Annotated in this window: 14 protein-coding genes and 2 pseudogenes; 13 read left to right on the top strand and 3 right to left on the bottom strand. The window is 53.5% G+C overall.

Annotation, left to right across the window (positions count from 1 at the left end; all coding sequences use genetic code 11):
- Positions 1-28: 28 nt before the first annotated feature.
- Positions 29-205, bottom strand: coding sequence for a hypothetical protein (locus ACL02P_RS07025; RefSeq protein ID WP_198136138.1), 177 nt, complete (start codon positions 203-205; stop codon positions 29-31).
- A 214-nt stretch (positions 206-419) separates the two neighbouring features.
- On the opposite strand from ACL02P_RS07025, the pseudogene ACL02P_RS07020 reads away from it, so the two are divergent.
- Both ACL02P_RS07020 and ACL02P_RS07015 read left to right on the top strand, forming a co-directional pair.
- A pseudogene (locus tag ACL02P_RS07020) lies at positions 420-1,667 on the top strand (glycosyl hydrolase family 8); the annotation flags it as partial.
- Positions 1,668-1,703: 36 nt separating this feature from the next.
- Positions 1,704-2,090, top strand: coding sequence for a discoidin domain-containing protein (locus ACL02P_RS07015; protein ID WP_397376579.1), 387 nt, complete (start codon positions 1,704-1,706; stop codon positions 2,088-2,090).
- Positions 2,091-2,155: 65 nt separating this feature from the next.
- On the opposite strand, the gene ACL02P_RS07010 is transcribed toward ACL02P_RS07015, so the two are convergent.
- Together ACL02P_RS07010 and ACL02P_RS07005 are read right to left on the bottom strand one after the other, a co-directional pair.
- Positions 2,156-5,491 carry an SNF2 helicase associated domain-containing protein gene (locus tag ACL02P_RS07010; protein WP_412837014.1) on the bottom strand — a complete coding sequence of 1,112 codons (3,336 nt, stop codon included), beginning with the start codon at positions 5,489-5,491 and terminating at the stop codon, positions 2,156-2,158.
- 236 nt (positions 5,492-5,727) lie between these two features.
- Positions 5,728-7,074 carry an ISLre2-like element ISTco1 family transposase gene (locus ACL02P_RS07005; RefSeq protein ID WP_412837013.1) on the bottom strand — a complete coding sequence of 449 codons (1,347 nt, stop codon included), beginning with the start codon at positions 7,072-7,074 and terminating at the stop codon, positions 5,728-5,730.
- A gap of 219 nt (positions 7,075-7,293) precedes the next feature.
- Here ACL02P_RS07005 and ACL02P_RS07000 point away from each other — a divergent pair, with 219 nt between their 5' ends.
- The 11 genes and pseudogenes from ACL02P_RS07000 (at position 7,294) to ACL02P_RS06950 (ending at position 17,810) form a co-directional block, all read left to right on the top strand.
- Entirely contained in the window at positions 7,294-7,980 is a 687-nt protein-coding gene (locus ACL02P_RS07000) for an FHA domain-containing protein (RefSeq protein ID WP_009223217.1), read from the top strand.
- A 32-nt stretch (positions 7,981-8,012) separates the two neighbouring features.
- Positions 8,013-9,008 (top strand): glycerophosphodiester phosphodiesterase family protein, encoded by a 996-nt coding sequence (locus ACL02P_RS06995; protein ID WP_260069956.1) that lies wholly within the window; start codon positions 8,013-8,015, stop codon positions 9,006-9,008.
- A 54-nt stretch (positions 9,009-9,062) separates the two neighbouring features.
- A complete protein-coding gene (locus tag ACL02P_RS06990) occupies positions 9,063-10,706 on the top strand; it encodes a helix-turn-helix domain-containing protein (RefSeq protein ID WP_260069957.1) in 1,644 nt (547 codons plus the stop codon).
- Positions 10,707-10,813: 107 nt separating this feature from the next.
- Positions 10,814-11,836 (top strand): ABC transporter substrate-binding protein, encoded by a 1,023-nt coding sequence (locus ACL02P_RS06985; protein WP_412837012.1) that lies wholly within the window; start codon positions 10,814-10,816, stop codon positions 11,834-11,836.
- 3 nt (positions 11,837-11,839) lie between these two features.
- Positions 11,840-12,847 carry a FecCD family ABC transporter permease gene (locus tag ACL02P_RS06980; protein WP_009223221.1) on the top strand — a complete coding sequence of 336 codons (1,008 nt, stop codon included), beginning with the start codon at positions 11,840-11,842 and terminating at the stop codon, positions 12,845-12,847.
- Positions 12,840-13,874 (top strand): annotated as a pseudogene (locus ACL02P_RS06975) (FecCD family ABC transporter permease). The gene ACL02P_RS06980 and the pseudogene ACL02P_RS06975 overlap by 8 nt, the downstream one beginning before the upstream one ends.
- Positions 13,875-13,893: 19 nt before the next feature.
- A complete protein-coding gene (locus ACL02P_RS06970) occupies positions 13,894-14,154 on the top strand; it encodes a hypothetical protein (protein ID WP_412837011.1) in 261 nt (86 codons plus the stop codon).
- A 36-nt stretch (positions 14,155-14,190) separates the two neighbouring features.
- Complete coding sequence (locus tag ACL02P_RS06965) at positions 14,191-14,715, top strand: alpha/beta hydrolase (protein ID WP_412837326.1); 525 nt, start codon at positions 14,191-14,193, stop codon at positions 14,713-14,715.
- 447 nt (positions 14,716-15,162) lie between these two features.
- Positions 15,163-16,221 carry an ATP-binding cassette domain-containing protein gene (locus ACL02P_RS06960; RefSeq protein ID WP_260069961.1) on the top strand — a complete coding sequence of 353 codons (1,059 nt, stop codon included), beginning with the start codon at positions 15,163-15,165 and terminating at the stop codon, positions 16,219-16,221.
- A complete protein-coding gene (locus ACL02P_RS06955) occupies positions 16,214-17,017 on the top strand; it encodes an ABC transporter permease (RefSeq protein ID WP_412837010.1) in 804 nt (267 codons plus the stop codon). The genes ACL02P_RS06960 and ACL02P_RS06955 overlap by 8 nt, the downstream gene beginning before the upstream one ends.
- A 7-nt stretch (positions 17,018-17,024) precedes the next feature.
- Positions 17,025-17,810: an ABC transporter permease gene (locus tag ACL02P_RS06950; protein WP_009223226.1), complete on the top strand. Its 786-nt coding sequence runs from the start codon at positions 17,025-17,027 to the stop codon at positions 17,808-17,810.
- The last annotated feature ends 294 nt before the right edge of the window (positions 17,811-18,104 follow it).

The raw sequence follows: 18,104 nt of genomic DNA, 5'->3' as shown, positions 1-18,104 counted from the left end.
CTGCGGATGGATCAACGAAAGAGGAAGGTTATTTCGTGGAATCCGTATCAGTGAACGGCACCGGTTTGGCCACCCATTCATCGGCCTCCGGCTCGATGTCGACTCCATTCTCAATCTTCTTTTTCTCGGCCAACGAATCCCCTTGTTCATTTAATTTGTTGCGCAGTTTGGCCTCATCGCGGGCTTGTTGATTCTGATGTTCCATACTGATCCTCCTTAAGTCATTCTCTCGGTAGTAGTCATTACCTTCCATAGGGTATCCCGATCCCCGTGTTTTCATGTTTCAGACCCGTAGAATTTAGTTTATATTTAGAGAGAGCTGGAATAAAATAGGAATTAGGACATCCTTGCGTTTCATTAGGTGCAATTCCGAGATCGCTTAACGAAAGACAGGTTTTCTACTTTCGCTTTGAGGAGGAATGATGATGAAGCTTCATAAGGTTTGTCTAGTTTTGCTGTGTTTATTCATAGCCACCTCGTTTGGGGCCATCGCACCGGCCGCTCCCGTTGCTGCCGCTGGCGAACTGAAGCCGTTCCCGCAGCAGGTCAGCTATCCGGGAGTAATCAAGCCAAGCCATGTCACCCAAGCGGCGATGAATCAGGCCGTGGCGGCATATTACGATTATTGGAAAGCGACCTACCTTAGGAATAATTTGACCTCGTTGCCGGGCGGTTATTATGTGAAGGGAAATATCACGGGGGATCCCGACGGATTTACCGCGCTGGGTTCTTCCGAAGGCCAAGGCTACGGCATGATCATCACGGTGCTGATGGCCGGATATGATCCGAACGCCAAGACGATCTATGACGGGTTGTTCAAAACGGCACGCGCGTATAAGAGCAGCGGCAACCCGAATTTGATGGGCTGGGTTGTGGCGGACAGCAAAGCAGCTCAGGGGCACTTTGGCTCGGCAACCGACGGTGATTTGGATATCGCATATTCGTTGATTTTAGCTCATAACCAGTGGGGTTCGGGCGGGGAAATCAATTACCTGCAGGAAGCGAAAAAAATGATTACCGACGGCATCAAAGCCAGCTACGTTACGACTGGCTATCGGCTCAATCTGGGCGATTGGGACGGTAAAGATGCGCTGAATACACGCCCTTCGGACTGGATGCTCAGCCATTTGCGCGCTTTTTGCGAGGTCACGGGGGATGAGACTTGGATTCATGTCATTGATAATCTGTACGATGTGTATCAACAGTTTACCACAATGTATTCACCAAATACCGGACTGATCTCCGACTTCGTGGTGGGCAACCCGCCAAGACCTGCGCCAGAGTGGTATCTGGAAGAGTTCAAAGAGACTAATCAATATTACTATAATGCAAGCCGCGTGCCGCTGCGTATTGTGATGGATTATGCGTTATACGGCGATACAAGAGCGAAAGCGCTGGCCGATCAAATGGTGAACTGGATGAAGAACAAAACCGGCGGTTCACCCGCGAATATCAAAAACGGCTACAAGCTGGACGGTACGGCGATCGGAAATTATGCCACCGCGGTATTTGTCGCCCCATTCATCTCGGCGGGGACAGCAAATTCCAGTAATCAAGCATGGGTGAATGCGGGCTGGGACTGGATGAAGAATAAGAAAGAGGACTACTTCAGCGACAGCTACAATTTGCTGAACTTGCTGTTCCTATCGGGGAATTGGTGGAAGCCCGGCGGTGCAACCGTACCGGAAGCGCCTAATCTAGCTCTGAATAAAACAGCGGTATCCAGCACGATTGAAGGCGTTGGGTTTGAACCGGACAAAGCTGTGGATGGCAACCAGATGACGCGATGGGCCAGCCGCGAAGGTACCGACCCGGAATGGATTTACGTTGATCTGGGTTCCGTACATCAAATCACCGGCGTCAAGCTGCGGTGGGAGGCCGCATACGCCAAGCGCTACAAGATCGAGATCTCCACGGACAACGGGTCGCCAGAGCATTGGCAAGAGGTGTATTCGAACTCAAGCGGCGATGGTGGACTCGACGAAATCCCGCTCTCACCGCAGCCAGCGAGATATGTCCGCATGTATGGCATCGAGCGGGGGACGCCTTACGGGTATTCACTTTACGAGTTTGAAGTCACGGGTCAATGAGATGAAGAAGGGGACCGGAAATGCCGAAGTGATTCGGCGCCTCCGATCCCTTTTTTAGTTGCAGGTTAGATCATCAAGATTTCGCGAATTTCTTGCTCGGTAAGCGCAGATATGGCTTCTTGTCCGGGCTTAAGCACCTCTTCGACGAGATGTTTTTTCTTCTGCTGCAGCTCGTACATTTTGTCTTCCACAGTGCCTTGTGCAACCATGCGAATGACATGAACGATATTCTTCTGCCCGATTCGATAAGCCCGGTCCGCCGCCTGCTGCTCGACCGCGGGATTCCACCATAAATCATAGAGAATGACAGTATCTGCCCCCGTTAGGTTCAGGCCAGTGCCTCCGGCCTTCAGCGAGATGAGGAACAAATCGCGTTCCCCGTCGTTAAAGCGGGAGCACAGCTCTACCCGTTCGGCGGCCGGCGTTTTCCCGTCGAGATAAAAGAAAGGCAGCCCCCGGTAGCCCAGCTCCCGGCCAATCAATCCGAGCATCTCCGTAAATTGGGAGAAGATCAGCACGCGTTTGCTGGCACTTTGGCATTCCTCGATCATTTCCATCAGCTGGTCAAATTTGGCCGAACCGCCGTCATAGCCGTCAACGAACAAGGCCGGATGGCAGCAAAGCTGGCGCAGCCGGGTTAACCCGGCCAGTATGCGGATGCGGTTCTGCCCGAAGGTATCCGCATCCAAATGTTTGAGCGTTTCCTGCTGCAGCTTGGCCAGGTAGGCAAGGTACAGCTTCTTCTGTTCCGGAAGCAGCTCCGAGGGTTGCAGGGACTCGATTTTTTCCGGAAGCTCCTTCAACACGTCGGTTTTCAGACGGCGCAGGACGAAAGGGCGGATGCGTTTGGCCACCGTCTCCCGGGATAGATCGTTAAACGCCTGGCGGCTAGGGAATAACTCCGGGAATACGGCGCTGAAGATCGACCATAACTCTTCCAGCGAGTTCTCCACCGGGGTGCCAGTTAAGGCGAAACGGTACTTGGCTTGCAGGATTTTCACGGCTTGGGCCGTTTGGCTGGCGTGATTTTTGAAGCTTTGAGCCTCGTCCAAAATGAGTGTATGGAACGACAGTTCAGCGAACTGCTCAATATCGCGGCGCAGCAGTGGATAGGAGGTGATGACCACGTCCGCTTGCGACGCCTCGCGCAGCGTCCGTACCCGTTCGGCTTTACTTCCATCCGCAATGACGGCTTTGAGATTAGGTGCGAATTTCGTCAGTTCGTTACGCCAGTTGTACACCAGGGAAGCGGGGCAGACGATCAGCGCAGGCTGTCCAGACTCGGCAATCTCCGGCAGCACCGATATGAGAAAAGCGATGCTTTGCAGCGTCTTTCCAAGCCCCATATCATCGGCAAGAATGCCGCCGAAGCGATAGTAGGCCAGCGTCTTGAGCCACTGATAACCGTAAACCTGGTAGTCGCGAAGCACGTCGGATAGCTGCGGCGGTACCGGAAAGTCCAGATTGCCGGGATGCTGCAGGTTATGTAGCAGCTCGCGGTACGCCTTGCCCAGCTTCACCGGACCTTGTCCACGGTCTTCCTGGATATGCAATCCGCGAATGACCGGCAAACGGAATTCCGGTCCACGGATATCGCTTTGGCGCAAGCCAAATTCGTTCAGGAAGTTGACGATTTCCTGGAACTCCTCGCTTTCGAGCGGCATCAACGCTCCGTTTGGCAGCCGGAAGTACTTGCGTTTCTCCTCCAACGCTTGAAGCAAGCCGCGGATTTCCGATTCGCCGATCCCGTTCATGCTGAAGCGAAACTCCAGCCAATCTGTACGCTCGTCCAGCTCCACGGAAATTTTCGGCGGCCTAAGGTCGGTGATCAGCCGGGTTTTGACCGCTGAGGTGGCATAGATGTCCACGAGCTTCTCAAGCTCTGGGACGACATGATACAGGAATTCGTATTCTGCCTCTTCGTCATCGAGGAAATAAGCGCTTTCTGTCCGGATCATGTAGCCGGATTCCATCAGATTCAAAATCTGCCGCTCCTTCTCGGTATCGCGCAGCAATATCAAATCAGTTCCCCGCTTGGGTCCATGTTCATCCAAGGGGTTAAATATGATATCTCCGTATTGGAATTCCAAGCCCGCCAGAAGCCGGTCCTTGACCCGATCGAGGTACAGCCGGGCTTTCAGTTGGGTCCGTACCATGCGGCTAGCGACCTTCTCCTCGACATGGATGGTTCCGAACTTCGTCAACCCGGGCAGTACCCGCTCAACGAAGGGCTCGATCTGTTCAGGAGAGATCAGGATATGCTGCTTCCGCGCGGTGATCATCATATGTTTTAATTCAGCGAGCCGGCGAGTTTGCGCGGGGGAGAGACGGATCAGCTTACCTTCCGACAAAATGATGCCATAGGCGTCCATCACAAGAACGTCATCCAGGCCCTGGGCGGAAAACTGATAGCTCTCGTCCCCGGCTTGACCGAGATTGAAGCTTAACGGCAGCGGCCCGTCCGTCACTTCAAGCCCTGGCCAAATGCGGCTATCCTGCTCCAGTTGCACGAGCGGCGCTTGGGAGAGCAGCGGCAGCAGCCCATCCCAAAAGACGGGCGGCACCGGCAACAGCCGATCGGAAATTCCGTTTGATTTCAATGAGTATCCTCCCAGGCTCTCGTGAAACATCTGCTCATTGCGCCGGATCTCCGCCAGCTCCTGTAAGATCGCTTCATCCTCCGACCGAAAGGAGTAACGTTCCGGGTCATAGTTGAAATGTTTGGTGAAGCTGTACGGCTCGCCGCGTGAGATTTTATCGAGAAAATCCCGAATGTTCTTGACGATATACAGGCGCTTCTCGCCAATCTTCAGCTCCAGTCCGAACAGGTACTTGCGATAGCCGTACAGCACCGGATGGAGCGTAAATTCCACCTCCAGCGGCATCCGTTGATCGAACCTCAGTCCGGTTCGCAGCGGCGGCGGGGTGTTCTCTTCAAACAAGCGCATCATATCGCGTGCGATCCAGATATCGCGGGAAGGGATGTCTCCAGATTGTGATTGTCTACGCTGGACCAGGCTATAGGATCCATTGCGATCGTCGTCCACCGAATTTAGAATGTCATCCTGCTGCCGCAACAGAGACGGAAACGGACGAACCGGCGCCTTACCGCCCTGCAGCATATCATGAACACCCAGCAAGACGGCGGCGATATGCTTGCAATAGTTGTTATAGGAGTAGAAGGCAGGACAGTTGCATTCCGCATGCACGTCGCCGTGTTCATCGATCTGCAGCGACACATGATAGTGGCCGGTCCCGGACACTGCGGCTTCATAGACACGGGAGCCGTGGTCCATCCGGAGAAAAGCCACTTTCCCGGTCCGGTAATACGCTTCTCCACGCTCGTAAGCGATTCGGCCGCATAACAATTTAATGACGCGCTCCGTTAACTGAAAACTCATGCATGGATTCCTTTCTCGTATAAATTCCGTTCGTCAGGTGTTCGCCTTTTGTTCTCCCCCTATGATAACAGAAAATCGACCATTGAAAAACGAGCGTTGATATCAGGTCAGTGTCAAGCTAGCGTGGGCAGTCATTTAAGATGCCTGGAACGCGAACCCCGAAGGAACCTCTTCCTTGTAAGCGCTTTGCTTCGTTCTTTCATCAAACACAAGTGATTTGTCAGAATTTTTTGCCGTTATCCGCGAAGTGCTTTGAGTGCCATACCCGTTGTGCTGCTTTGCTTCGGTCCTTGCAGCATGCGAATCATTCCAGCGATACAACCCTTGACCGGTTGCGTCACGTTCTTGAGCAATTGCCGCATGTTTATCGACTGCTGCGGCGTTGCCTGCTTACTCGCTTGTCCTTCAACCGTTCTTACCACCGTGCCCGCTTCTTGAATCCTCATCATCGTCCTCAGCATCGCCCTGACGCCTCGCTCACTCCAACTGTACCCGCCACGCTTCGTCCGCTTGGCGAATATACGCATCTGCGATTCCGCGCTTCCCATCGGGCGCATGCCGCTTGTGTCGATCCCCTTCGCCTGGAGTGTTTTTCGGTAGTCGTCCAAATGCTTCTCATGCCGCTTTAGAAATCTTTTATACGGCTTCCAATCCTTCCGGTTCTCTTCCGCTATCTCTTGCTCCGACACGCCTTCCAGGACCGCCATAAGCGCGGCTGCATCCTGTTTGGCCAAAGACCGTCTCACGGTCTCCCACACCTGCGGCAAATGACCGACAAAGCGTTTCAAATCACGCGCCACATGAAAGCGGTCCAGCATGTACAGACATTGGTGAAAGTAGGATGTACATTCCCCGATCCACGCCGCGCCGTCTCCGTTCACCACAAGCCACGTGTTCTCGTCGATTTCGTAACGCTCCACCAGAAAGTCCCCGAACCCTTCCCAGAAGTCGCCGCCGCTCGTATGCAGGTAATGCTGTTTGTTCTTCAGCTGTACCCGCTTGCCGTTCTTCTCCCAGCCTTCGTGTACGACTGCAATTGCGTTCTCCATCCCGCGCTTTTTGCTCCGCTGCAGCTTCGTGTACAGCCCATCCACTTCCACGAACAGCACGCGGGCAGCGCGCCGTTTCACCGCTGGCATCGGCTGTTGCGCACGCTCCATCAGTTTTTCCCTGATCGCTTGGTGGCTCAGCACATTGTAGCCCAAAAGCTGCTCCAGCCGCTTTGCGCTGTCCCGGTACGACGGTCCTTGGCTTGCGAATGCGATTGCTGTCTCTTCCAAATGCGGACTGACTTTCCCGCGCCCTTCGAATTGCAACAGCTGATCCAGCAGATACACGTGTTTGCCGCTTCTACGGTCACAGTACAATCTCCGCTTAAAGCGCACATTCCCGAACACTGTGTTGACGCTTGTTTCACGCTCGTCCTTTACTCGATAACGCTCTCGGTCCCGTTCCTCCAGGATCTGCTGATCCAGCGCCTCCAGTACCTGCTTCATCGCACGAGCGAATTCCTCCTGCATTTTCCGGAAAATCCATTGCTCAATCTCTTTCATCGTCGGCATTATTGTGGTAAAGTGGCTCACAGGAGCTTCCTCCTTCTTGGTGTGTTGTGCGTCAAACATCACTTTACCAAGGGAGAAGCTCTTTTTCTATATCCGCTTTTTCCAATTCCTACACCCACAGAGATTTTACACTATCTGATATCAGCTTGCTGTGAGGATAATATCACTGCGGTTGCTATATTCTTGGGACGTCCCTTAAGATAAGATGATGATGGTATAGAAAATGGAGGGAGCTTAGGTATGGATACCTTTGCCTGTATTTATATTCTTCGCGGGGACCCGTTTCGTCCTGGAACTTGCATCTACCTGGATCAAGAGACGACGGAAATCGGGCGGACGTCTTCCGAGAGTTTTCCGGATATGGCCTTTACGAACATCTTTATATCCCGCAAGCATTTAATGATTCGGAAAGAAGGGGACCGTGCGGTCGCCTACGATCTGGGGAGCCGTCATGGCACGGAACTGAACGGGGTGCGGATGATCCCGCATGCCCCTTATGTACTTGAAACGAACGATATCCTGAAGCTGGCGCGGGGCACCAGCGTACTGCATTTCTCCTATTCGCCCGGAGAACAAACGCTGGAGTTTGAGCCCGTAAATGACTCGACGCACCCAGAGGAGACTGAAGGACCGGTTACGATTCATTGGGAGAAACGGGAATGCATTGTGAACGGCGTCAAAATTTCGATGTCGGAAAAGGAATATTTGCTGCTGCAGCTGCTCCATGAGCACGCGAACCGTCTGGTGACGATCCGTGAGATTAAGCAGACGGTGTGGTACGACCGCAATCCCGGCCCCGACGGGCTGCCGGATGTGACGATCGATGAATTAACGACGTTAATTTATCGGATTCGCAAAAAGTATGGACGCGACACATTCCAGATCAATGCGATCCGGGGAAGCGGATATATTTTAGAGAAAGAATAGGAACAGGATGGGGAAGGATCGGGGGGACCGGCTTGCGCAAGATCAGGAAGATTTTTAGAAGCAGAACGTTTTGGATATTGCTTGTCCTTATTGCCTTTATTTACTTGAACAATACGCCGCATTTGACCGCAGCTCATGGCGGGGAACCTAAGCTGCTGGCGCATCGCGGGCTAGCGCAAACGTTCCCGATGGAGGGGATCGAGAACGACACGTGCACGGCCGAACGGATCTATGAACCGGAGCACGAGTTTCTGGAGAACACCTTGCCATCCATGGAAGCGGCGTTTGCAGCGGGCGCGGATATGGTGGAACTGGATCTGAAGCCAACCAAGGACGGGCAGTTTGCCGTGTTCCATGATTGGACGTTGGATTGCCGTACCAATGCGGAGGGCACAACGAAAGATTATACGATGGCGGAGCTTAAAATGTTGGATATCGGATACGGATATACCGCCGATCAAGGCAAAACGTATCCGTTTCGCGGCAAAGGGGTTGGGCTGATGCCGTCGTTGCCTGAGGTGGTGGAGCATTTTCCCGGCAAGGCGCTGCTATTGCACATCAAAAGTGACGACCCCGAGGAAGGGAAGCAGCTCGCGGCCTACCTTTCTACGTTAAAGAAGGAGGAGCGGGACTTGTTAACCGTTTATGGCGGCGATCAGCCCATAGCGGTCTTAAAGGAACTGCTGCCGGATATGCGGGTCATGTCCAAGGCAACGTTAAAGCAATGTCTGCTCTCGTATGAAGCTTCCGGCTGGACAGGATACATCCCCGATGTTTGCCGGAACACCGAGCTGCACATCCCTGAGAAAATCGCGCCTTGGCTGTGGGGCTGGCCGGATAAATTCCTGAGTCGTATGGAACGAGCGAATACCCGCGTCGTTATCGTTGGCGGGGACGGCAGCGACTTCTCCAGCGGCTTCGATACATTAGAAGACGTGAAGCGCCTGCCGGCAGGATACAGCGGCTGGATCTGGACGAACCGAATCGACCGAATCGCCAAGGCGGTACAAACTGGGATTGACGATTGAGAACGATTATCAATATACTGATAGCAGGATATTGATAAAGGAAGATGAAGGATAATGAATCTAGATCCCCAAGAAATGAAGCTGCGGAAGCTGGATCAAGTATGGATCCGGCTTCGTTCCGTTGAGGCGGTATCGGGAACAGGAGACAAGACCATGCGCCAGCAGCTGGCATTGTCCTTCGCGTTAATCGTGGCGGCCTGCGGGGAAGGCCGGTTGATGGTCGATCAAGAGACAGTCGAGCTGGAGAACGGCAGCGCTTACGTTTGCGTGCCCGGCCAAACCTTCGGCACCGTCGATCTAAGCGAGGATGGCGAGTTAATCGCGTTCTATTTCGACGCCTATGCCGACTCGAATTCTGTAGGTGAAGAAGATGGAGGCAAAGAAGATGGCCAGCTGGATGCCTTGCTGCCGTATCATGGAAAATTACGGGTCCATACGCCCGGCAAATTGGCCGTTATGGCCGAGAGCGCTTGCCGTGCCTGGCAGCACGGGGAGCCCATGGGGCATTTCCGCAGTCAGATTGACCTGCAGGAGATGCTTTATTATTTGTACCGGAACAGTCGCACCAAGCCTTATCATGCAGGCGAAGCGTTGGAGGCGGCGAAGCGGTACATCGATCAGCACTACAACGAGCCGGTTACGATTGAGCAGCTGGCCCGGGTGGCGGAGTTGAGCCCGAAGTATTTTGCCGAAATGTACAAGAAGAAATACGGGAAGAGCCCCATCGAATATGTCACCGAGAAAAGAATGCAGCGAGCCAAACAGCTGATGGCCACCGCTTCTGCAAAGCTGCGCGAGATTGCCCATCAAACCGGGTATGCGGACGAGTTCTACTTCAGCCGCAAGTTTAAGCAGGAGATCGGCGTATCGCCGTCCGTTTATATGAGGAGCCGACGCCGCAAGCTGGCGGCTTACAGTCCCTCGGTACTTGGTTTTCTTACTCCGCTGGGATTCATGCCGTATGCCGCAGCGATGCATCCTAAATGGACAGAGTATTATTACCGTGAATTCCGCAGCGACATACCGCTGCACATCAGCGCATACCGCTACAACGAAGATTGGCGCGAGAACCTAGAACGGCTGCGGCAGGCTCCGATCGATTTGATCCTGGCAGTGGACTCGATCTCGGAGGAGGAGCAGCGGGCGTTAGAACAAATGGCCCCGGTTCAGATCCTAGCCGCTTCGCAGACGGAATGGCGCGAGCTATTGATGCAGGTGGCGGAGGAGATAAATGAGTCCTGGCAAGCCAATCAATGGCTCAGAGCGTACGAATTTCGGCTGGAGCAGGTCAAGGAGCGGCTGCCTCAATCACTGCGCCAAGAAACGCTGGTCATTGTTCGTATGAAAGAGGATCGGTTATTTCTCCACTGTAATCGCGGCATGGCCGGCCTTCTGTTTGATGACCTGGGACTGGCCCCCGGTTATGTGTGCGACACGCCTTGTTACAACTGTCCGATCACTCTGGAGGAGCTGGGCCGCATCGATCCCGGTTATCTCCTGATGATGATTCGACAGGACAGTGAAACGCTTGAGGCGTGGGGGAGGCTGCAAGTGAATCCTAGCTGGCAAGCGATCCGGGCCGTTCAACGGCGGCGGGTCAAGCTGTTGTCGTCTGATCCTTGGCTTGAGTATTCCGCCCACGCGCATCTTCGGATGCTGGATCAGTTCACCGAGCTGTTTCCGGAAGAAAATCCATAATTGTTCGGAATTTTGTCCATGGCCTATTTTAGGCCTCTTTTTTATACTCGATAATGATAATCATTATCAACGTTGATTTGTCGAATAGACGAAAGGGGTAAAGAGAAATGAAAAAACAGATTTGGGCAACAGGCGCCGTCCTTTTGCTGACATTGGCCTTAACGGCTTGTGGTGGAGAAAAAGAAGGGAGCTCGGCCAACGGTACGAGTGAAGCCAATCCAACGACCGCGACGGAAGCGAACGCTGCCGCCGGATCCAATGCCGGCGGGACGGACCAAGCTGCACAAGGAACGCGGACGATTCAATATTTGGGCAAGAGTTATGAGGTTCCTGCGAACGTTGAGCGGATCGTGATCACCGGCGCGATGGAAGCGATGGAGGACGCATTGGTGCTGGATGTACATCCGGTTGGTGCGATCACCTACAGCGGCGCGTTCCCGGAACGGTTTGCTGCGATTACAGACGGGGCGGAGTCCATCGGGGAGAAAACGCAGCCGAACTTTGAAACGATTTTGCAGCTGAAGCCGGATCTGATTCTCGGTTCGACGAAATTCCCGGAGGATGTTCAGGAGCAGCTGGTCAAAATCGCTCCGACGATCTTAGTCTCCCATCAGGCTGTGGATTGGGAAGATAATTTGCGTCTGCTGGCAGAAGTGACGGGGAAACAGGAAGCTGCCGAACAAGCGATCCAGCAATATAAGAGCGATCTCGAAGGGGCAAAAGCCACGCTAACAGAAAAACTTGGCGATCAAACCGTGATGGCAATTCGTATCCGGACAGGGAAGCTGTTCATTTATCCGGAAAGCGTATTTTTCAATCCGATCCTCTACGGAGATCTAGGTCTGAAAGTACCAGCCGAGGTGAGTGCGGCGAAAGCCCAGGAGGAAATCACGATCGAACAGCTGGCGACGATCAATCCGGACCAATTGTTTATTCAATTTGCTGCAGACGAGAACAAGGAAACGGCAACCGCATTGGATGAGTTCCTGAGCAACCCGATCGTTAAAAACGTTGCCGCGGTGAAAAACGATAAGGTATACGTAAACGTCATCGATCCGTTGTCGGAAGGCGGACCGGCGTGGAGCCGCATCGAGTTCCTGAAAGCAGCGCTGGAACGTCTTTCCGAATAGACCATGCGCAGCTTCAAATGGAAGACTTGGACCTTTAGCGGATTGGCGCTTGCGCTGATGGTAGTGACTGTGATCATCTCCGTACTGCACGGCACGAAGCCGATCCGCTATGAGACCGCCTGGGAGGCGCTTGTCCACTTCGATGAAGGGAACGTCGACCATCAGATCATCCGTACTTCGCGGATTCCAAGGGCAATTGGGGCGTTGCTGATCGGAGGGCTGCTGGCCGCTTCCGGTGCACTGATGCAGGGGATGACCCGCAACCCGCTGGCATCGCCGTCCATCATGGGGATATCCGACGGCTCGGTATTTGCCATTACGTTATGTATGGCGTTCTTGCCGGGCGCCAGCAATATGGCGATGGTGGGCTATTCGCTGGCGGGCTCTGCTCTGGGCGGGGTACTGGTCTTTGGGATCTCCCGGCTGCTGCCGGGCGGCTCCTCCCCCGTGATGATGGCAGTGCTTGGCACGGTGATGGGGACATTTCTCGGCGGTTTATCCCAAGCTTTGGCAAGCTACTATCAAGTGTCACAAAATATCAGCTTCTGGTACAACGCCCGGCTGCACGGCATTTCGCCGGACATGATCCAGCTCGCGATCCCGTTCGCGGCCGCCGGACTCATCCTGGCGTTATTTATGGCCCGGCCGATGACGGCGCTGTCGCTTGGGGAGGAAATCGCAGCCGAGCTGGGAATGAACGTGAAGCTGATCAAGTCGTTGACGATGCTCAGTGTTGTCATCATGACCGGCATTTCCGTGGCGATCGCTGGAAAGATTGCGTTTGTCGGGTTAATTTTGCCGCATATTACGCGGTTTCTTGTCGGGCCGGATTATCGGCGGATCGTTCCTTTATCGGCGCTGCTTGGCGCGTTGTTTCTGGGCTGGTGCGATCTGATCAGCCGATTCCTGAACCCTCCGTTCGAGGTACCGATCGGCGTAGTCACCGCGTTGTTTGGCGTGCCCTACTTCCTGTACTTGATCAAGACGAGAGGAGGGGGCCGAAGTGAATAGAAGAAGCGAAGCTTCGCGGTTTTGGCTGGTGCTCCTCGGCTGCTTGATCCTGGCGCTAGCCTGCATTTACATCAGCCTCACGAACGGCACCTTTGACCTCTCCGTCCGTGATATCGTCAAGACGCTGCTCCGCATCGATCCGCAGTGGGATCATGACCTGGTTGTCTTCGATTTCCGGCTGCCGCGCATCGTGATCGCTGCCTTGGTCGGCTGCGGGTTAGGCGTAGCCGGAGCGGTTCTGCAGGGGATAACACGTAACGGACTTGCCGATCCGGGAATTTTGGGCATTCATGCCGCTGCGGGTTCAGCCGTGGTTCTGTTTATGTTCCTGACCCAGGGGACGGTGAAGGGAACGGGCATCTGGTCCTTTTTATCGATGCCGATGTTTGGTTGGCTGGGCGGATTTGCCGCGGTGTGGCTGTTATATATGTTTGCTAGGCATCACGGTTCGCTCGATCCCGGGCGTTTGATTCTGGTGGGGATTGCGCTTGGCTCGGGCTTTGGTGCGTTAACGATGTACATTTCGCTGAAAATGAACCCGCAGGATTTTGAGATGGCCACCGTTTGGTTGTCGGGAAGCATTTATGGAGCCAATTGGGAACAGGTATTGGGGATTTTGCCTTGACTGCTCGTGCTCATTCCGGTCATCTGGCGCAAGGCGGCCGTACTCGACATCATGCAGCTTCATGAAACCAGCGTTGTTGGACTTGGCGTTCGCGTGAATACGCAAAGGCAATGGCTGTTGATCTGCTGTGTCGGGATTATCAGCGCCTGCGTATCCGTGTCCGGCAGCATCGGCTTTGTTGGCCTGATTGCTCCGCATATCGCCCGGCGTTTGGTTGGTCTTCACTACCGTTATCTTGTTCCGGTATGCGGCGGGATCGGCATGGTGATGGTGCTGCTGGGTGATTTTCTGGGACGCATCGTATTTGCCCCGGCGGAATTACCTGTAGGGATTGTGATTTCGGTGATCGGGGTTCCTTATTTCGTAATGCTGCTGTATCGGGCAAAAAGAGCAAAAGCCTAACTGGAGGAGGAGCAACCGGATGAATCAGGTGGGCAAAAAGCAGCCGTTTGGCATTCCCGGTGCCGAACAATGGACGATGACAAGCCGCTTCGGCCGCGACTATCGGATCATGATGTGGAAGCCGGATACGGAGGTGCCAGAAGGCGGCTTTCCGGTGATTTACATGCTGGACGCCAACGCGTGCTTCGGGGCGATGACGGAAGCGGTGCGAATGCATTCGCGGGGGCCGCATCGGCTGGAGACCACCGTCGTGGTTGGCATTGGCTATGAGGGGGAATAACCGTTTGCAACGGAACGCCGCTTCTATGACTATACGATCCAGGCGGCAGCTGATGAGCTCCCCGAGCGGAAGATTGATGCGCCTTGGCCGGAGACCGGCGGGGCAGAGCATTTTCTGAAGTTTATTGAAGAAGAGTTGAAACCCGCGATCGAACGAGAGGTGCCGATTAATCAGCAACGCCAAACCTTGTTTGGCCATTCGTTGGGAGGGTGGTTTGCGTTATACACCCTGTTTATGAAGCCTGACGCTTTTCAGGTTTATGCAGCGGGCAGTCCATCGATTTGGTGGAAAAATCATTATTTACTCCCGGTCGCGAAACGTTGGTTAACCGATCGAGAGCTTACCAAACCCGAAGAGAAATCACCTTTAACGATATTCTTAGGGGTGGGTAGTTTGGAAAAGCCGCATATGATCCAAGATGCGAAGGCTTTATCCGAACTCCTGAGGAACAGCAGATCCGACATGAACTCGGAATTCTACCTTTACGAGGAAGAAACGCATCTGTCGGTGATCTTCCCCTTTATCACTCGGGTCATACGAAACATCCTGAAACCGATATAAATCCTGGCTTCTTGGCCGGCTTGATGTCTTTCCATAGACGTTGGGCCGGCTTTTTTATTTTTTTTAGAATTCGTTTAGAAGCGTTTGATTTTATCCTATATTGCGATGGTATTGATTCCGATCATTCTCACCATGGTGATCGCTATGTGCGTCGGTTACCGCGTTGATCTATAGATCAACGTGTGGCGCCCAGATAACTAGGGCCTTTTCCCGCTTTTTTGCAGGATTATCCCTTTCGTTAAGGGAGCAAAAACATCAGTAATTTGCGTTTGGTGTTTCTGTTGCTCTCTGACCCAAAGGGATAATGTGAGAAGCCGCTTCAGGCATAGGTGCGGTCGGTCGCCTTTCTGGACTTCACACGCACGCACCTTAGGGGTGGTGCTTTGTTGGAAGTTACTATATAATCTTTAGCGGACTCAAAATTGAATCAACAAAGCGAGGGATACCATGGCTGCCATTGAAGTGCGCGATTTGCGCAAGACATATAAGGTGCAGAAAAACCGCGAAGGCCTCAAAGGGGCCTTTCTCGATTTATTTAAGCGGGAATACAACGAAGTGGCCGCCGTGAAAGATATTTCGTTTCAGATTCCAGAGGGAGAGATCTGCGGATATATCGGGGAAAACGGGGCCGGAAAATCGACCACCATCAAAATGCTCACGGGTATTTTGGTGCCGACATCGGGTTATTTGAAGGTTGGCGGCTTTGTGCCATACGCCGAGCGCGAGAAGTTCGTGCAGCATATCGGCGTCGTCTTTGGGCAGCGCAGCCAGCTTTGGTGGGATATCGGTGTCATCGAGTCGTTTGAGCTGCTGCGCAAGGTTTATCGGGTGCCGCAGGCCGATTACAAGAAACGGCTAGACGAGCTGGTGGAACGCCTTCAGCTGCAGGATCTGCTGAACCGCCCGGTACGTAAGCTCAGCCTAGGCCAACGGATGCGCTGTGAGCTGGTCGCAGCGTTGCTGCACAACCCGTCCATCGTCTTCCTGGACGAGCCGACGATTGGTCTTGACATCGTCGTCAAATCGGAGATTCGCGATTTCCTTAAGGATATGAACCGCGACCACGGGACAACGATCCTGCTGACGACACATGACCTGCAGGACATCGAGGCGCTCTGCTCCCGCGTCATTATGCTCGACGACGGCCGGATCATTTACGACGGCGGCTTAGAAGAGCTGAAGGACCGCTGGGGTACGGGCAAGGAGGTACTGTTCCAGTTTGGAACGGCCACCAAGCTGGACCAGCTGCGGAGCTGGACGGGGACGCTTCCTGTCATCTGGACGGCGGAGAACGACCTGAACGCCAAGGTTTGGATTCCACGGGATATCGGTGTCTCTGAGGTATTGGGTCAAGTGGTTGGCCAAGCGGACATCACCGACATCAAAATCATCGAAACCAACACCGACGAAATCGTCCGCAGCATTTATCAATCCGGCTCGGCGGATAAACCGGCGGACTCTGAAGCGGAGGCGGAGAGCAAAGAAGGTGCGGTTATCCATGTCTAACCAGTGGGGGGCGTACCTCGATTTTATCCGCATCCGATTTTTGACGATGCTGGCGTATCGGGTGAACTACTATTCAGGCATTCTGATCTATTCGCTGAATATTGGGGTTTATTATTTTACGTGGAATGCGATTTACGGCGACGGGGGCGAGCTTGGCGGCTTTACCGCCTCGCAGATGACGACCTACCTGGCCGTTTCCTGGATGGCCCGGGCGTTTTATTTTAACAACCTGGATCGTGAAATCTCCACGGATATTCGAGATGGAAGCATTGCGATTCAATTTATCCGCCCTTATAACTACCTTATCGTCAAAATGATGCAGGGCTTCGGCGAAGGAATGTTCCGCTTCATCATGTTGATGATCCCCGGCATGGCGATTGCGATGCTGCTGTTCCAGGTCAAGCTGCCAACCGAGTTGAGCGCTTGGGCAGGGTTCCTGGTGATGCTGTTCTTCAGCTTCCTGATCAATTCGCAGCTGAACGTGATTACGGGACTGATGTCTTTTTTCGTGGAAAATAACGAAGGGTTTATGCGCATGAAACGGGTGGTTGTTGATTTGTTCTCGGGCCTGATCATTCCGATCAGTCTGTTCCCGTCCTGGCTCGGCGGCATCATGTCGTTTCTGCCATTTCAGGCGATCACCTATTTACCGGGTTCGGTCTTTACCGGTCGGATTCAAGGCGCTTCGATTTGGAACGTGCTTGGCATTCAGGTGGTCTGGTTTTTCACTTTGCTCATTCCGATGATTGGGCTGTACCGTGCTTCGCGGAAACGCCTGTTCGTGCAAGGAGGTTAAGGGAAGCATGTACTACTTAGGCCTCATGGGCGAATACTTGAAAAATTACATGAAAACCCGCATGACCTACCGCGCCGACTTTTGGGTGGAGGTCATTTCTGACCTGTTGTTTCAGGCGACGAACCTGATCTTTATCTTTGTGATCTTTATGCACACCAACAGCCTGGGCGGCTGGAGCGAGAGTGAAGTGGTGTTCGTTTACGGCTTCTTTATGGTGCCGTTTGGCGTGTTTAGCTGCTTCGTTAACCTGTGGAACTTCAGTGAGCGGTATATCGTGAAGGGGGAGATGGACCGGATCATGACGCGTCCGGCGTATAATCTGTTCCAGATCTTCCTGGAAAACGTTGATCCGCCAGCGCTCGTCGGCTCGATCATCGGGTGCATCATCATGCTGATCAGCGGCGGGCAGTTGGGGCTCAGCTTCGAGTGGTGGACGATCCCAGTGTTGCTGCTGTTTACGATTAGCGCAGTTGCAATTTATACGGGGATCTACACGACGTTGACGTCCCTGTCGTTTTATTCGGATGCGCCGACTGGTATCTTGCCGTTGATGTACAACGTGCAGGGGTACGGGCGCTACCCGGTGACGATTTACAACCGCGCAATTCAAGTGCTGCTGACCTGGATATTGCCGTTTGCCTTCGTTGGCGTCTATCCGGCTTCGTTGTTCCTGGAACGCGAGGAGATGTGGCGGATGGCTTGGTTAACCCCGCTGGTAGGCCTCGTCTTTCTGGCGATCGGCCTGACCGCTTGGAACTGCGGTGTCAAGCGGTACCGTGGGGCTGGATCGTAAACCTTAGATATGAATAAAGCCGGCGTCCCTGAGAGGGGTGCACCGGCTTTTGTTCATTCTCTTTATCCGATTCAAATGCAAAAGTGCAGTTCAATTTCGGTATTTGAAGCGGATTTGCGGTAAATCTCCTTTTTCAAATGCACTTTTGCATCTCACTCGCGCCAAACCGTGGGTTTAGCGCGTTTTTAAATGCACTTTTGCAGTTGGCCGCTAAGAAAGAGGGCCGGAAGCGCACAAGGGCTGATAGTATACGCGGGTTACTTGTTCACCGGGGCTGCAAGTACATACGAGTTA

The sequence above is a fragment of the Paenibacillus sp. MB22_1 genome, from assembly GCF_047200555.1.
GTDB lineage: Bacteria > Bacillota > Bacilli > Paenibacillales > Paenibacillaceae > Fontibacillus > Fontibacillus phoenicis.
The sequence above is the reverse complement of the archived record's forward strand: the minus strand, read 5'-3'. Positions and strand labels throughout refer to the sequence as shown.

What these genes read in the sequence shown, in the direction of transcription:
- ACL02P_RS06990 (WP_260069957.1), top strand. Translation starts at nt 9,063, where the DNA reads ATGAATCTAGATCCCCAAGAAATGAAGCTGCGGAAGCTGGATCAAGTA.
- ACL02P_RS07025 (WP_198136138.1), bottom strand. Translation starts at nt 205, where the DNA reads ATGGAACATCAGAATCAACAAGCCCGCGATGAGGCCAAACTGCGCAAC.
- ACL02P_RS06960 (WP_260069961.1), top strand. Translation starts at nt 15,163, where the DNA reads ATGGCTGCCATTGAAGTGCGCGATTTGCGCAAGACATATAAGGTGCAG.
- ACL02P_RS06950 (WP_009223226.1), top strand. Translation starts at nt 17,025, where the DNA reads ATGTACTACTTAGGCCTCATGGGCGAATACTTGAAAAATTACATGAAA.
- ACL02P_RS07000 (WP_009223217.1), top strand. Translation starts at nt 7,294, where the DNA reads ATGGATACCTTTGCCTGTATTTATATTCTTCGCGGGGACCCGTTTCGT.
- ACL02P_RS06980 (WP_009223221.1), top strand. Translation starts at nt 11,840, where the DNA reads ATGCGCAGCTTCAAATGGAAGACTTGGACCTTTAGCGGATTGGCGCTT.
- ACL02P_RS06970 (WP_412837011.1), top strand. Translation starts at nt 13,894, where the DNA reads ATGAATCAGGTGGGCAAAAAGCAGCCGTTTGGCATTCCCGGTGCCGAA.
- ACL02P_RS06955 (WP_412837010.1), top strand. Translation starts at nt 16,214, where the DNA reads ATGTCTAACCAGTGGGGGGCGTACCTCGATTTTATCCGCATCCGATTT.
- ACL02P_RS07010 (WP_412837014.1), bottom strand. Translation starts at nt 5,491, where the DNA reads ATGAGTTTTCAGTTAACGGAGCGCGTCATTAAATTGTTATGCGGCCGA.
- ACL02P_RS06985 (WP_412837012.1), top strand. Translation starts at nt 10,814, where the DNA reads ATGAAAAAACAGATTTGGGCAACAGGCGCCGTCCTTTTGCTGACATTG.